The sequence below is a fragment of the Microbispora sp. H10885 genome (assembly GCF_014161415.1).
Taxonomy (GTDB): domain Bacteria; phylum Actinomycetota; class Actinomycetes; order Streptosporangiales; family Streptosporangiaceae; genus Microbispora; species Microbispora triticiradicis.
On the sequence record NZ_JABBWY010000003.1, the window covers coordinates 633784 to 649126 of the forward strand.

11 protein-coding genes are annotated in these 15343 nt (G+C 71.1%); all 11 read left to right on the plus strand.

All coding sequences use genetic code 11. The features are described from left to right. The first annotated feature begins 167 nt into the window (after nt 1-167). The 11 genes from HHX37_RS10950 (at nt 168) to leuA (ending at nt 15131) form a co-directional block, all read left to right on the plus strand. A complete protein-coding gene (locus HHX37_RS10950; protein WP_117409923.1) occupies nt 168-959 on the plus strand; it encodes a thioesterase II family protein in 792 nt (263 codons plus the stop codon). A gap of 318 nt (nt 960-1277) precedes the next feature. After that, nucleotides 1278-2738 carry an ABC transporter substrate-binding protein gene (locus HHX37_RS10955; protein WP_220502762.1) on the plus strand — a complete coding sequence of 487 codons (1461 nt, stop codon included), beginning with the start codon at nt 1278-1280 and terminating at the stop codon, nt 2736-2738. A 3-nt stretch (nt 2739-2741) separates the two neighbouring features. Further along, on the plus strand, nt 2742-3707 hold the full coding sequence (locus HHX37_RS10960) for an ABC transporter permease (protein WP_182885314.1): 966 nt from the start codon (nt 2742-2744) through the stop codon (nt 3705-3707). Beyond that, nucleotides 3704-4513, plus strand: a complete 810-nt coding sequence (locus HHX37_RS10965) for an ABC transporter permease (protein ID WP_220502763.1) — start codon at nt 3704-3706, stop codon at nt 4511-4513. Before HHX37_RS10960 ends, HHX37_RS10965 begins: the two co-directional genes overlap by 4 nt. Next, nucleotides 4510-5307 carry an ABC transporter ATP-binding protein gene (locus HHX37_RS10970; RefSeq protein ID WP_182885315.1) on the plus strand — a complete coding sequence of 266 codons (798 nt, stop codon included), beginning with the start codon at nt 4510-4512 and terminating at the stop codon, nt 5305-5307. Before HHX37_RS10965 ends, HHX37_RS10970 begins: the two co-directional genes overlap by 4 nt. Continuing rightward, on the plus strand, nt 5304-6077 hold the full coding sequence (locus HHX37_RS10975; protein ID WP_182882224.1) for an ABC transporter ATP-binding protein: 774 nt from the start codon (nt 5304-5306) through the stop codon (nt 6075-6077). Before HHX37_RS10970 ends, HHX37_RS10975 begins: the two co-directional genes overlap by 4 nt. Before the next feature lie 93 nt (nt 6078-6170). Further along, a complete protein-coding gene (locus HHX37_RS10980) occupies nt 6171-6338 on the plus strand; it encodes a hypothetical protein (protein ID WP_165900889.1) in 168 nt (55 codons plus the stop codon). A gap of 549 nt (nt 6339-6887) precedes the next feature. Beyond that, nucleotides 6888-9953: an AfsR/SARP family transcriptional regulator gene (locus HHX37_RS10985; protein ID WP_182885316.1), complete on the plus strand. Its 3066-nt coding sequence runs from the start codon at nt 6888-6890 to the stop codon at nt 9951-9953. Nucleotides 9954-10113: 160 nt separating this feature from the next. Continuing rightward, nucleotides 10114-12621, plus strand: coding sequence for an AfsR/SARP family transcriptional regulator (locus HHX37_RS10990; protein ID WP_182885317.1), 2508 nt, complete (start codon nt 10114-10116; stop codon nt 12619-12621). Nucleotides 12622-13015: 394 nt separating this feature from the next. Beyond that, the gene (locus HHX37_RS10995) at nt 13016-13354 is read left to right on the plus strand and encodes a hydroxyisourate hydrolase (RefSeq protein ID WP_117409929.1); all 339 of its coding nucleotides are present in this window, start codon (nt 13016-13018) and stop codon (nt 13352-13354) included. 37 nt (nt 13355-13391) lie between these two features. Then, complete coding sequence (gene leuA, locus HHX37_RS11000) at nt 13392-15131, plus strand: 2-isopropylmalate synthase (protein WP_182882282.1); 1740 nt, start codon at nt 13392-13394, stop codon at nt 15129-15131. The last annotated feature ends 212 nt before the right edge of the window (nt 15132-15343 follow it).

A 15343-nucleotide genomic window follows, 5' to 3' on the forward strand; every position in this document is an offset into this window, starting at 1 on the left:
TGCTGTTTTCCGGATAAGGGGACGCGCGCCGGTGTTTAGGGGCGAATCTCCGGTGGCGCCGCCGCTCCCGCACGGTTTCAATGAATGACGCGGCATACCCTCGGCCCGTCCTCCTGGCGGCGGGGAGACGCCGCCCGGCGTGCGACGACGAAGGGAAGCTGAGTGAGATGTCAGAACTGAACGGAAGCGACGGCTGGGTCCGGAGGTTCCACCCGGCGCCGCGCGCCGCCGCCCGCCTGATCTGCTTCCCGCACGCGGGCGGGGCCTCGACGTACTTCTTCCCGGTGTCCAGGACGCTCTCGCCGGGCATCGAGGTGCTGGCCATCCAGTATCCCGGCCGGCAGGACCGGCGAACCGAGCCGCTGATCGACGACCTGCACGTGCTGGCCGACGTGCTGGCTCCTGTGGTGAAGCCCTGGTGCGACGGCCCGCCCGTCTACCTGTACGGCCACAGCATGGGCGCGACGCTGGCCTTCGAGGTCGGCGTGCGGCTGACGCAGGAGGGAGCGGCCCCCCGCGCACTGGTGGTGTCGGGGCGCCGGGCGCCTTCGACCTTCCGCGACGAGCGGGTGCACCTGCTGAGCGACGACGACTTCATCCGCGACCTCGACCGGCTTTCGGGCACCGACCCGCGGCTCTTCGAGGACCCGCAGGTGGTGGAGATGATCCTCCCGGCGCTGCGCAACGATTACCGGGCGGCGGAGACCTATCGCTACCGGCCGGGGCCCCGGCTCGACTGCCCGGTGGTGGCGCTGATCGGGGACGAGGACGCCCAGGTCACGGTCGAGGAGGCGCGTGTCTGGAGCGAGCACACCACCGGCCGGTTCGACCTCGGCGTCTACCGGGGCGGGCACTTCTTCATCAACGACCACGCCGCCGACGTCATGCGAGTGATCCGTGAGGTCGCCGCCGGTCGCACGCCGGCGCTGCCCGGCCAGGCCATCGCGCTGCGGGGGTGACCGGGCGCCGTTCACCGCGCCCACCGCACCGTGCTGCACCGTGCCGCGCCGTACCACACTGTGCCGCCCGGACGGGGCCGGGCGGGCCAGGTGAATGCCCACCTTTACCTGCCGAATTGCGGAAAACGCTAACCGAGGGCCCGCCGGGTGGTTCGGCGGCTTGTACCACTTGACACTTTCCTCCACGCGCGCCTCTTGACTCCACGGGGATTTTCGCAGGCTGTCCTATGGTCAGACGGGGCGACAAGGCGCAAGAATGACCCGGGGTATGCAATGGGGGGAAAGTTGAAATTTCAGATAAGGCGCCTTACCGTCGCCATGTCCGTCGTCATGCTCTCGGTCGCGGCCTGCGTTTCATCTCCCGGCGGCGGCGCGTCCGCTTCCTGCGCCCTGTCCGTCGGGTCCCTCTACGAACCGCAGAACCTGGACAACGCCGGAGGCGGGGGACAGGGCGCGGCGGAGGCGCTGGCCGGCAACGTCTACGAGGCGCTTTTCCGCCTCACCGAGGCGGGCGCCGTCGAGAAGGGGCTGGCCTCCGAATACACCGTCAGCCCGGACGGCCTCACCTACACCTTCGCGCTGCGTCAGGGCGTCCGCTTCCACTCCGGAACCCCGATGACCTCCGCCGACGTCCGGCACAGCCTGCGGCGCATCCTCGCCGGGACGTCCACGTCCTCGCGCAAGAACTCCCTCGACATGATCAAGAGCGTCGACGCGCCGGACGACCACACCGTCGTGGTCCGGCTCTCCAGCAGGTCGATCTCGCTCATCTACAACCTCAGCCAGGTGTGGATCGTCAACCACACGCTGGCCGATCCGAAGACCGCGGAGGACGGCACCGGTCCCTACCGCCTCGCGTCCTGGAAGCGCGGCGCGACGCTGACCATGGAACGATTCGGCGGCTACTGGGGGGCGTCGCCCAAATGCGGGCAGGTCACGTTCCGCTACTACACCGAGGCGGCGGCGCTCAACAACGCGCTGCTGTCCGGCGCGGTCGACGTCGTCACCAGCGTGCAGAGCCCGGACGCGCTGGCGCCGTTCTCCGACACCTCGGCGTTCCGGATCACCGAGGGCACGTCCACCACCAAGCTCCTGCTCGCCTTCAACTGCCGGCGCGCGCCCTTCGACAAGCCGCTGGTCCGCAGGGCCGTCAGCGCCGCGATCGACGACGCGAAACTGCTGCGTTCGATCTGGGGCGACCGCGGCATGGTGATCGGCTCGATGGTGCCGCCCGCCGATCCCTGGTACGAGGACCTGAGCGGGAAGAACGCCTACGACGTGGAGGCGGCGAAGCGGATGCTCGCCGAGGCGGGCTATCCCGGCGGCTTCCCGATGACGCTCGACACCCCGCAGTACGACCCGCACCCGACCATCGCCGAGTTCGTGAAGTCGGAACTGGCCAAGGTCGGCATCACGGTGACGATCAACGTCATCAGCGCGGACGAGTGGTACTCCCGCGTCTTCCAGCACCACGACTTCGCCGCGACCCTCCAGGAACACGTCAACGACCGCGACATCCGCTACTACGGCGACCCCGGCTTCTACTGGGGTTACGACAACCCCGAGGTCTCCGACCTGATCAGGAGGTCGGAGACCGCGAAGACCACGCGGGAGCAGACCGAACTGCTCCGGCGGGCCAACCACGAGATCGTCGAGGACGCCGCCAGCGACTGGCTCTACCTCAATCCGCAGATCGTCGTCGCGTCCGCCCGCGTGACCGGATACGCCGCCAACGCGGTCCAGGCGCAGTTCCCCGTCTACGGGATCGACAAGCGCTGACCGATGGCCGCCTATCTCGTCCGCAGGGCGATCCTGCTGGCACTGTCCCTGGCCGTCTCCAGCGTGGCGCTGTTCGTGCTGCTCCGGGTGCTTCCCGGCGACCCGGCCAACGCGCTGCTCGACACGGGCGCCACCCCGGCACAGGCCGCCGCCGCCCGGCACGAGCTCGGCACCGACCTGCCGCCGGCCCAGCAGTTCGGGGGGTGGCTCCGGGGCCTGGCGCGGCTGGACCTCGGCCGGTCGCTGGTCAGCTCCCTGCCCGTGGCGTCCGAGATCGCCGGGCGGCTGCACGTCACCGTGCCTCTCACAGTGCTGGCCTTCCTGCTGGCCGTGCTGATCGCGGTGCCCACGGGATTTCTCGTCGCGCTGCGCAGGGGCACCTGGTACGGCACACTGCTGGCGGGGGTGAGTCAGCTGGGTCTCGCCGTGCCGGTCTTCTGGGTGGGCATGCTGCTCGTCACCGTGTTCGCGCTGCGGCTGCGGTGGCTGCCGGCCGGCGGCTTCCCGGCCGAGGACTGGGCGGCCCCGGCCGCCGCGCTCACCTCGCTCCTGCTGCCCGTGGTCACCATCGCGCTGGTCATGTCGGCCTCGCTGACCCGCTACGTCCACTCCGCCGCGCTGGACGTGCTCGACAGCGACTACCTGCGGACCGCCAGGGCGCTCGGCGCCCCGCTCCGTGCCGCGCTCCTGCGGCACGGGCTGCGCAACGCCGCCGCGCCCGTGGTGCCGATCCTCGCCATCGAACTGGCCAGCACGTTCCTGGGGGCGGTCGTCGTGGAGAACGTCTTCGCGCTGCCGGGACTCGGCAGCATGCTGGTGCGGGCGTTCGCCCAGCACGACTATCCCGTCATCCAGGGCGTCCTGACGCTGAGCACGGCCGCCGTGCTCACGATCGGCTTCGTGGCCGACACGGCCCAGCGCCTCATCGACCCGCGGCTGCGCCGTACCGCGACGGGAACGTCCGCGTGAGGTCGCGGGCGCTGGTCGCGGGCTGCGTCCTGCTGGGCGGGGTGGTCGCGATCGCGATGGTCTCGGCGCTGTGGACGCCGTACGACCCGGCCGACACATCCGGCGGCAGGCTGGAGCCGCCGGGCCCGGAGCACTGGCTGGGCACCGACCGGCTGGGGCGGGACCTGCTCACCCAGGTCATGATCGGCGCCCGGGTGGCGCTGTCGATCGGGGCCGGGGCGGTGGCCCTCGGCGGGGCGCTCGGCCTGCTGGCCGGGATCGCGGCCGGCTTCGCCGTGCGGTGGCTGGACGACATGATGGCGGTGGTGCTGGACCTCCTGATCGCCTTCCCGACTCTGCTGCTGGCCATGCTGGTGATCGCGGCCAGGCGGGGATCGCTGTTGTCCGCCGTGACCGCCATCGGGCTGGCGATGACCGCCGTGGTGGCCAGGCCGGCCAGGCAGCAGGTGAAGCGGGTGCTGGCGCAGGACTACGTGACGGCGGCCCGCACCTCCGGCACGTCCTGGCCGGGGATCGTCGCCGGGCACGTGCTGCCCAACATCTGGCCCGCGCTCGCCGTGAACCTCGCCCTCCAGCTGGGCCGGGCCGTCCTGGCCGAGGCCGGCCTGTCCTATCTGGGCCTCGGCCCGCCGCCGCCGAACGCCTCCTGGGGGCACATGCTGCGAGAGGCCCAGGCCACGGTCCTGGTCGCGCCCGGTGACATCGTCGCCCCGGGGCTGCTGCTCGTCCTCCTGGTGATCGGCGTCAACCTGCTGGCCGACGGCGTCCGCGAGGTCGCCGACCCGCTGCTGCGGGGGCGCTGGTGAGCCTGCTCGAAGCCGGGAACCTGACGGTGCGCACGGCGGACGGCCGCGAACTGCTGCGCGACCTGTCCTTCCGCCTGGCCAGGGGGGACCGGCTCGGGCTGATCGGGGAGTCCGGCGCCGGCAAGTCCCTGACCGTGCTCGCGATCGTCGGCCTGTTGCCGGCCGGCATGACCGCCTCGGGCCGGGTCCTCCTGGACGGCGAGCCCATCCTCGGCGCGCCCGAGCGGGTGCTGAACACGGTCAGGGGCCGCCGCGTCGCCGTCGTCTTCCAGGACCCGCTCGCCGCCCTGGACCCCCTGATGCGTGTCGGCGCGCAGGTCGCCGAGCCGCTGCGACGCCACCGGGGGCTGCGCGGGGCCGCCGCGCGGCGCGCGGCCCTGGAGGCGCTGACGGAGGTGCGGCTGAGCGACCCGGACCGCATCGCCCGGTCCTATCCCCACGAGATCTCCGGCGGCCAGCGCCAGCGGGTGGCGATGGCCATGGCGCTGGCCTGCGAACCGTCGTTCCTGATCGCCGACGAGCCCACGGCCGCGCTGGACGGCACGGTCCAGGCGGAGATGCTCGCGCTGCTGGAGCGGCTGGTGGCGGCTCGCGGCATGGGGCTGCTGTTCGTCGGTCACGACCTGGCCGTGGTGGCCCGGGTCAGCCGCCGGATCCTGGTGCTGGAGCGGGGCAGGGCGGTGGAGGAGGGCGAGGTCGGGGACGTGCTGCGGGCGCCGTCGCACCCGCACACCCGGGACCTCGTGTCGGCCGCCCGGCGGCTGCACGGGGCGCTGGAGCGGATGCTGCCGTGACGTCGCCTCCTCCTGTTCTCGGCGTACGCGACCTGGGCTTCGCCTACCGGCGTGGTCCCGCCGTGCTCAGCGACGTCTCCTTCGAGGTCACCGCGGGCCGCGGGCTGGCCCTGGTGGGGGAGTCGGGAGCGGGCAAGACCACGCTGGTCCGCCTCATGCTGGGGCTGCTGCGGCCCCGCACCGGGCAGGTGCTCCTCGACGGCCTGCCGTTGCGCGGACGGATGCGGGCGCTCCGGCACGCGGTGCAGCCCGTCTTCCAGGACCCGTACTCCTCGCTGGACCCGCGGCTGCGGGTGGACCGGATCGTCGGAGAGCCTCTGCGCTCGCTCGGCGTCGCCCGCGGCGCGGCGGCGACGGCCATGGTCGAGGAGGCGCTGCGCTCGGTGGGACTGCCCGCGGACGCCGCCCGTCGCTATCCCCACGAGTTCTCCGGCGGGCAGCGGCAGCGGATAGCGATAGCGCGGGCGATAGCGGCCTCCCCCCGGGTGCTGCTGGCCGACGAGCCGGTCAGCGCCCTGGACACCGCCACCCGGGTGCGGCTCCTCGATCTGCTCGCCGACCTGCGGGAAAGCAGGCGGCTGACCGTGGTGCTCGTCTCCCACGACCTGGCCGTCGTCGCCGCGTTGTGCGAGGAGACCGTGGTCCTCGACCGGGGCCGGGTGGTCGAGCGCGGGGCCACCGCCGAGGTGCTCGGATCGCCGCGTCATCCCTGCACACGGCGCCTCGTGGCCGCGGCGCCGCGGCTCCCGCGAGCTCTAAACCCACCCTGACCTGTAAAAAGCCGATTCAATAACGGAAGGATGGCGGCCTTTCCTACCTTTAAGGCGTCGGACAGAGTTCCCAGCCACAATGTGAGGTAAGAGATGAAGAACCACCTGCTGTCGCGTCTCGGCCGGATCGTCGGTGCCATGGTCGTCACGTTCGCGTTCGTCGCCTTCCCGCTCAGCGGAGGCGCCGCCGCCGGTGCCGTCGTTGACGTCAAGCCGGTCTACGAGGTGCCCGCCACCAAGCTCTGCTGCGGTTTTCCGTGATCGGGGCTCCCCGTTAAGAATGAGTGAATTCTTGTTGCCGGCTGGAAATCGAATCCTGTGATTCTGACTGTGCCTGGTCACGCTCCCTATGGAGCGGGATCGGTGGGGGTAGGGGGGCTTTCCCGATCTGGGGGAAGTCGAAGCCGACGCGGTGTGCCGCTCTGGACGGATCGTCGGCGAAACGTACGCGCACTCTGAGAAATCAGCCCATGACGGGTGGTGCCCGGTCGAAGCAGCCGAGGGGGGCGGGCTCGCCGGGTGCCACGACGACGGCGCTCGGCGTGTGGCAGGGGGGACACGAACAGCATGGTCTCGTGCCGCACGCCGAGGGTGCGGGGGCCGTCAGTCTGTCATTTGTCTTATACGTTTGTATTACCGCTTTCATTCGGAAAGAGACTTTGCGGGACACCTGGCATCACAGTGACTGAAAGTCATCGAGAACGGCTCAGCTGTCGAGGTTCGGACGTAGCACACACGATTGGGATGGATTAATCTCTCCGTCAGGTCCTTCGGCTTGGGGGAGCTACGCCAGCCCAACAGGAGATGTGGGTGGACTTCCGGATCCTGGGCCCACTTGAGGTCGTTCTCACCGACCGAAGGCTGGAGCTCGGGGGAGCCAGACAACAGACCGTCCTCGCCGCGTTGCTCCTGGAGGCGGGCCGGACTGTCACCGTCTCCCGCCTCACGGAGACCATCTACGACGACGCCCCTCCGCCGACAGCCAAAGCCCAGATCCAGATCTGCGTCTCGGCCCTGCGGCGCCTGTTCGGCAACTGCGGCAGGCCCGACATCATCGTGACGCAGTCGAACGGCTATTCGGTGCGCATCACCGACGAGGGGTTCGACCTGGGCCGATTCGAACACCTCCTGCGCCAGGCCAAGCAGGCCCGGACGGCGAACCGCGCCGAGGAGGCGGTGGCCCGGTACCGCGACGCACTCGCCCTGTGGCGGGGCCCGGCCCTGGAGGGCATCGAGAGCCGGGTGGTCCAGGCGGCCGCGATGCGCCTGGACGAGGACCGGATCGCGGCCAACGAGGACTGCGTCGACCTGGAGTTCGACCTCGGCCGCCACCACGAGCTGGTGGGCGAGCTGACCGCGCTGGTGGCACAGTATCCGCTCCGCGAACGCCTGCGGGGGCAGCTCATGCTGGCCCTCTACCGTTCCGGCCGTCAGGCCGAGGCCCTGCAGGCCTACAACCAGGCGCGACGCGTCATGATCGACGAGTTGGGGATCGAGCCGCACGAGCGGCTCCAGAGGCTCCAGCACGCGATCCTCACCTCGGACCCCGGGCTGAACCTGCCGGCGACCGCCGTGCGGGTGAGCACACCTGCGCCGCCCTCTCCGCCGGTCGCCGTGCCCCGGCTGCTGCCGACCGACATCGCCGACTTCAGCGGCCGGTCCAAGCTCGTGGACGAGATCCTGGAGCGGCTGGTGGGCTCCGGCGGCGGTCCCGGCAGATACGCCGTGCCCATCGTCGCGCTGGCCGGCAAGCCCGGCATCGGCAAGAGCACGATGGCGGTGCACGTGGCGCACCGGGTCGTCGAGCACTATCCGGACGGCCAGCTCTACGCCAAGCTCCACGGCGGCTCCTCCCGGTCGGTCGCCGCCATCAGGGTGCTGGAACGATTCCTGCGGGCGCTCGGCGTGACGGGCTCCGCCGTCCCGGAGGGGCTGGAGGAGCGGGCCGAGCTCTACCGCATGCTGCTCGCCGACAAGAAGGTCCTGATCGTCCTGGACGACGTCGGCACCGAAGGCCAGGTGCTGCCCCTGCTCCCCGGCAGCCCCAACGCGGCGGTCGTCCTCAGCAGCAGGAGCCGCCTGGCCGGGCTGTCGGGCGCCGTGCACGTCGAGGTGGACGTCTTCGACTCGGCGCAGTCGCTGGACCTGCTCTCCCGCATCGCGGGGGCCGAGCGAGTGCAGTCCGAGCCCGACTTCGCGGTGGCCCTGGCCGAGCTCTGCGGCCACCTTCCGCTGGCCCTGCGCATCGCGGGCGCCCGGCTGGCCGCCCGCCCCCACTGGAGCATCGAGCAGCTCGTGGAGCGGCTGGGGGACGAGACCCGGCGGCTGGACGAGCTCAAGCACGGCGAGATGGGGATCAGGGCGAGCATCTCCCTGACGTACGAGAGCGTGAGCGGCGACGCGAGGCGGCTGTTCCGGCGCCTGGCCATCCTGGACTGCGACATCATCACCGCCTGGCTCGGCGCGGCCCTGCTCGACCGGCCCGTCGCCGAGGCGCAGGACCTGCTGGACGACCTCGCCGACGCCCAGTTGCTGGAGACGACCGGCACCGGCCGTGGCATCAACGCCCACTACCGCTTCCACGACCTCATAAGGGTCTTCGCCCGCGAGCGCCTGGCGGCCGAGGAACCCATCGCCGAGCGCAGCGCGGCCCTGGGCCGGATGCTCGGCGGCCTGCTGACCCTGGTCGACGCGGCCAGGCGGAAGGAGCTGGAGGACCGCCTCCTGATCCCGCCCCCGGCGTGGTCGCTGCCCGAGGTCCTGGTCGACCGTCTGGTGGAGCACCCGCTGGCCTGGTTCGAACGAGAACGGTCCATCCTGGTCTCGGGCATCAGGCAGTCGGCGCAGGCCGGTCTGACGGAGGTCTGCTGGGGGCTGGCGCTCGGCGCCGCCACCTTCTTCCTCTCGCGGTTCTACCTCGACGACTGGCGCGAGGCGCAGCAGATCGCGATGGCCGCCGTGCAGCAGGCGGGGGACACGGCCGGGCAGGCCGCCATGCTGTACGTCAACGGCGCGCTGGCCTCCAACGAGCGCAGGTTCGACGACGCGCGCCGCGACTACCTGGCGGCGATCCAGCTGTTCACCGAGCTCGACGACCAGCGCTCCCTCGCCACCGCGCTGGCCAACCTCGGCTATCTCCACCTGGTCACCGGACAGCTGGACGCCGCGGCCGAGCGGTGCCGGCAGGCGCTCGACCTCTCGCGGCGCCACGGCACGCCGAGCAACACGAGCAACGTGCTCTGCCACCTCGCACAGATCCGGCTGTTGTTCTCCGACCCCGAGGGCGCCGAGGCCCTGCTGTCGGACGCGATGGAACTGGCCGGCGGCGTCAGCGGGCGTCAGAAGGCCTACATCCAGGTCAGGCTGGGCTACACCTACCTGGAGCTGGGCCGGTCGGCGGAGGCGCTCAGGATCGTGGAGGCGGCGCTCGCCGTCTACCAGAAGATCGGTGACCCCATGGGCGAGTCGTACGCCCTCATCTGCACGGGCCTGGCGAAGCTGCGGCTCGGCGCCAGGGCCGAGGCGAGCGGCACGCTGCGACATGCCCTGATGCTGGCCACCACCACCGACGACCGGCTCAGCAGGGGCCGGGTGCTGGCGGCGCTGGCCGAACTCGCCCTGGCAGAGGGCGACTCCGCCGGCGCGGTGACCGCCGCCGAGCAGGCACTCGACCTGTTCGCCACGCTGGGTGTGCCGCTGGACGAGGTCAACGTCCTCAAGCTGCTCCGGGACGCGCACCGGGTGCGGGGCGAGGACGCGTCGGCCGTGGAGGCCGTCGCGCGCATCCTGACCATCGCGGCGAAGCTGGGTCCGGAGGTGGCCGAGCGGCTGCGGGTCGTGCTGGCGACGCCCACGCATCGGGCCGGCATGTCCTAACCCGGCCGCTGCCGGGACTGCCAACCTGTTGGAATCCCCATCGGTTGGGTCATAGGATCGGTCCGCAACGGTAATCTTTTCGTCCATCCCCATCAACGTGTGAAACCGATCATCCTTGTGGGCCCGGGGGACGGGTCCGATAAGTGCAAGGAGTCACGCGGTGAAGTTTCGCATTCTCGGGCCTCTGGAAGTCGTGGACGGCGCGCATCGCGTGGACCTGGGCAGCACGAGACAGCAGACGGCTCTCGCCGTGCTCCTGCTGGACCACAGCCGGGGCACGTCCATCGGCAGGCTCATCGAGGCGGTCTACGACGACAACCCGCCCACGACCTGCCGCTCACAGGTGCAGATCTGCATCTCGGCCCTGCGCCGGGTCTTCGCCCAGTACGGCCGGCCCAACCTGATCTCCACTCACTCCCAGGGGTACGCGATCGAGGTCGGGGACGACGACGAACTCGACTGCGACCGCTTCCAGCACCTGATCCTGCTGGCCCGGCGGTCCGGCGCGGCCGGCGCGGCCGAGGCCGCCGTCGGGCACTACCGCGAGGCGCTCGCCCTGTGGCGCGGCCACGCGCTGGAGGGGATGGACAGCAGGCTGATCCGGGCGGCCGCCCGCCGCCTCACCGAGGACCGGATCACCGCCCACGAGAAGTGCATCGAGCTGGAACTCTCCCTGGGGCGGCATCGGGAGGTGATAGCCGAGCTGACGGAACTGGTGGAGCGGTATCCGCTGCGCGAGCAACTGCGCGGCCAGCTGATGACCGCTCTCTACCAGTCGGGACGGGAGGCCGAGGCACTGCACGTCTACCGCGAGGGCAGGCGGATCCTCGTCGAGGAGCTGGGGATCGAGCCGAACGAGCGGCTGCGCCGGCTCGAACACGCGATCCGGGTCTCCGTCGAGACGGGGCGGCCGGCGCCCGCGCCGGCGGCCGCGGCGGGCGTCGCCGTGACGGCTCCTCGTACCGGCGCCCCGCGGATGCTGCCGGCCGGCATCGCCGACTTCACCGGCCGGGCCCCGGAGGTCGACGCCGTACGCCGCCTCATCACGCCGTCCCCGGGAGAACGGGCGCCGTTCGCCGTGCCGATCGCGGTCATCACCGGCAAGCCGGGCGTCGGCAAGAGCACCCTCGCTGTCCACACCGCCCACACCGTGGCGGAGCGGTTCCCCGACGGGCAGCTGTTCGCCGCCCTTCATGGCGGGACGGCGCGCCCCGTGCATCCGTTCGACGTGCTGGGCCGGTTCCTGCGGGCGCTCGGCGTCCCGGGCGGCGCGGTACCGGAGACGCTGGACGAGCGGGCCGAGATGTACCGCGGCCTCCTGGCCGGCCGCACGACGCTCGTGGTGCTCGACGACGCGGCGGGCGAGAGCCAGGTGGTGCCGTTGCTGCCGGGCAGCTCCGACTGCTCGGTCATCGTCACCAGCCGCAGCAGGCTGACCGGCCTGCCCGGCGCGCGCAACGTCGAGGTGGAGACCTTCGACCCGGACCAGTCGATGCGGCTGCTGGCCCACATCGCGGGAGAGGACCGGGTGCGGTCGGAGCCGGCGTCGGCACAGGCCCTCGCCGAGCTCTGCGGCCAGTTGCCGCTCGCGTTGCGCATCGCCGGATCACGTCTTTCCGCCCATCCGCACTGGAGCATCGAGCAGCTGGCGGGGCGGCTACAGGACGAGACCCGTCGGCTGGACGAGCTCAGGCACGGCGGGATGGGCATGAGGGCCAGCATCGCCGTCGCCTACGAGAGCACCGGCGAGGCGGCCCGCAGGCTGTTCCGCCGGCTCGCCATCCTCGACTTCCAGCCGTTCCCCTCGTGGGTCAGCGCCGCGTTGCTGGACCGGCCGCTGCACGAGACCCAGGACCTGATGGACGACCTGGCCGACGCCCAGCTCGTCGAGATCACCGGGACCGGGCGGGGCGCCCACAGCCGGTACCGTTTCCACGACCTCATCCGGGTCTTCGCCAGGGAGCGCCTGGCCGCGGAGGAACCGGCCGCCGAGCGCGGCGCCGCGCTGGCCAGGGTGCTGAGCTGCCTGCTCCACCTCGCCCGGGACGCGCACCGCGAGCAGTACGGCGACGACTACGCGGGCCTCCACAGCGGCGCCGCCCGCTGGCCGCTGCCCGACACGCTGGTCCGCCGGCTCGTCCAGCAGCCGCTCCCGTGGTACGAGCGCGAACGGCTGACACTGGTGTCCGGGATCCGCCAGGCGGCCCAGGCCGGTCTCGCCGAGCTGTCCTGGGACCTGGCCATCTGCGCCGCGCCCTTCTTCGAGTCCAGGGTCTACTTGGACGACTGGCGCAACACGAACAACGTGGCGATGGCGGCCGCCCGCCAGGCCGGAGACCGCAGGGGACAGGCGGCCATGCACTACTCCACGGGCCTGCTGTGGGCCGCGGAGCAGCGCTACGCCGACGCCCGCGGCAGCCTCGACACGGCGCTGGAGCTGTTCCGGCAGACCGGTGACGACCACGGCGTGGCCCTCACCATCCGCCGCATCGGTCTGCTGGAACGCGAGTCGGGCCGCTTCGACGAGGCCGGCGCCCGCCGCGTGGTGGCGAGCCGTCTGGACGAGGAGAAGACGCAGGCACCCGGCCGGCGTTCCGCCCGGCCGGCCCGTGGCCGTCCGGCCTCCGGGCCCTCTCCACGGAACGTGGAAACCCCCGCCCGCAAGTGATCCGGGCAAACGAATGGAGCCGTCGGGTCGATTCCCGACGGCTCCATTTTCGTACGTGCGACTCGTTCGTCTCTCATCGCTGGAATCACGGCTTCTGCCGGTTACCGCGCACTCAGTGGCGTCACCTCGCATGAGGCTCACAAATCGTTCAAAATTGCGCTTTCGCTGATATCACTATAAGAGGATCGGCAAGCGCGTTCACACCCCTAGGCACCCTTGTCCGGATGGCCTCGGCCCGGATGTCCGGCGCCCCTTCGCGGCCCCGCGTCCCCGATAGAGCGGCGAAGGTGAACCGATAGCCGGCGCTGCGAGGCTGTGCGGAAGCGACCCGGAACACGTCACTGGAGACTTCGAGATCGGTCCCCGCGGGTCCGATAGACAGGTGTGCGGAGAGATGAACATTACGGCGCAGGCGTTGGACAGCGTTTTCGGCCGCGGTGCGGCCGGCGTTCGTTTGCGCCTGGAGCGCGAGGTCGACGGCATCTGGTGGCATGTGACCACCGCCGAGACCGACGGGGCGGGCGTCGTGAAGGGATGGGACACCGCCCAGTTGGAGCGCGGGCTCTACCGCATGATATTCGACAGCGACCACTACTTCGTCAATCTCGGAATGACCGCCGCCTATCCGGAGATCGCCGTGATGTTCCGCATCATCGGCGACGTTTCCTCCTTCCAGATCCAGGTGACGCTGTCGCCTTATTCTTATTCGACGTATTTCGGTTCGAACGGTTAACCCTGAGCCAGAGAGAAGGGATCTTCCGTTGACGAGGATGACCAAGGCGCTGCGGCGCTACCGCGCACCCGAACCCGTCCGGCTGCCCGGCCGCCGCTGGCCCGACAACGTCATCACGCGGGCGCCTCGCTGGCTTTCCACCGACCTTCGCGACGGCAACCAGTCGCTGGCCAGTCCGATGAGCCCGGCGCGCAAGATGGCCATGTTCGATCTGCTGGTCCGGATGGGCTACAAGGAGATCGAGGTCGGCTTCCCCGTGGCGAGCGAGGACGACCACGCCTTCCTGCGCGAGCTCATCGAGCGCGACCTGATCCCCGACGACGTCCGCGTCTCCGTCCTGGTGCAGGCACGTGACGAGTTGATCCGGCGGACCGTGGAGAGCCTCGAAGGCGCTCCCCGCGCCACCATCCACCTGTACAACGCGACGTCGCCGTTGTTCCGGCGGCTGGTGTTCGGGATGACCAGGGACGAGTGCAAGGACCTGGCCGTCCAGGGCACGCGCCTGATGATGAAGTACGCGGACAAGACGCTGAGCGACTGCGACCTGGGCTTCCAGTACTCTCCCGAGCTGTTCAGCGACACCGAGCTGGACTTCGCCCTCGAGGTCTGCGAGGCGGTCATGGACGTCTGGCAGCCCGGCCCCGGGCGGGACATCATCCTGAACTTCCCGTCGACCGTCGAGCGGAGCACGCCCAACGTCTTCGCCGACCAGATCGAGTGGCTCGACCGCAACCTGTCCCGGCGGGAGCACGTCTGCCTGTCCATCCACCCGCACAACGACCGGGGGACCGGCGTCGCCTCGGCGGAGCTGGCCATGATGGCCGGCGCGCAGCGCATCGAGGGCTGCCTGTTCGGCAACGGCGAGCGCGCGGGCAACGTGGACCTGGTCACGCTCGGCATGAACCTGTTCAGCCACGGCGTCGACCCGGGCATCGACTTCTCCGACCTCAACGCGATCCGCCGCGTCGTGGAGGAGTGCAACGGCATTCCGGTCCACCCGCGCCACCCCTACGGGGGCGACCTCGTCTACACCTCCTTCTCCGGCTCCCACCAGGACGCCATCAAGAAGGGCTTCGACGCGCTGGAGCGGGAGGCCGCCGCGCTCGGCGCCCCGATGGACGAGATGCCCTGGGACATGCCGTACCTGCCCGTCGATCCCGCGGACGTGGGCCGGACCTACGAGGCAGTGGTGCGGATCAACAGCCAGTCCGGCAAGGGCGGCGTCGCCTACATCATGAGCACCTGGTACGGCAGGCACCTGCCGCGCGACCTGCAGATCGACTTCGCCCGGGTGGTGCAGCGGCGGGCCGACAGCGAAGGCATGGAGATCACCCCCAGCGGGGTGCGGGAGCTGTTCGAGAGCGAGTACACGTGCCCGCCCGGGCCGCCCGTCTTCGGGCCGGAGCCGCTCGCCGTCGAACTGCACGTGGACGGCGGCGGGTTCGAGGTCGGCGCGGAGCGCGCCGACGCGCTGCAGGCGCTCCGGGTGAGCCTCGCCGAGTGGGGGATCGAGGTCCGCGCCGTCCACCGGACCGGCGTCGGCCAGGGGGAACAGGACGTCGCGGCGGGGGTCGCGGTCTACGCCGAGTGCCGCCTGGGGAACCGCACGCACTGGGGCGTGGGGATCGAGCGGGACGCCGAGACCGCCGCGCTCCGCGCGGTGCAGGCCGTCGTCCACCGGGCCGCCCGGCTCGTCGAGCCCTCCGGCAGGAACCACCGCGAACTGGGCGAGGCCCACGGGCGCCCGCGCAGGCGGCGGCTGGCCACCACCGCGTGACCGCGCACGACCGACCTCCGGCCCTCGTCCACGGGCCCCGTACGGAAGGGCACGACGCGATGACGCGAAAGCAGCTGAAGAAGAGCCGGCCCTCGGGGCGCCCCACGGCCAAGGACGAGGCGCCCGACCTGCGTACTCCCTCCGGCCGCCCGCTGAAGTTCTGACGCGCCCGCCGCCTCCGCCCTGTCATGGGCGGGGCGGCGGGTGTCGCG

Excerpts from the sequence above, each read along its gene's own strand:
- HHX37_RS10950 (WP_117409923.1), top strand. The coding sequence starts at position 168 with ATGTCAGAACTGAACGGAAGCGACGGCTGGGTCCGGAGGTTCCACCCG.
- HHX37_RS10955 (WP_220502762.1), top strand. The coding sequence starts at position 1,278 with ATGTCCGTCGTCATGCTCTCGGTCGCGGCCTGCGTTTCATCTCCCGGC.
- HHX37_RS10960 (WP_182885314.1), top strand. The coding sequence starts at position 2,742 with ATGGCCGCCTATCTCGTCCGCAGGGCGATCCTGCTGGCACTGTCCCTG.
- HHX37_RS10980 (WP_165900889.1), top strand. The coding sequence starts at position 6,171 with ATGAAGAACCACCTGCTGTCGCGTCTCGGCCGGATCGTCGGTGCCATG.
- HHX37_RS10995 (WP_117409929.1), top strand. The coding sequence starts at position 13,016 with ATGAACATTACGGCGCAGGCGTTGGACAGCGTTTTCGGCCGCGGTGCG.
- leuA (WP_182882282.1), top strand. The coding sequence starts at position 13,392 with ATGACCAAGGCGCTGCGGCGCTACCGCGCACCCGAACCCGTCCGGCTG.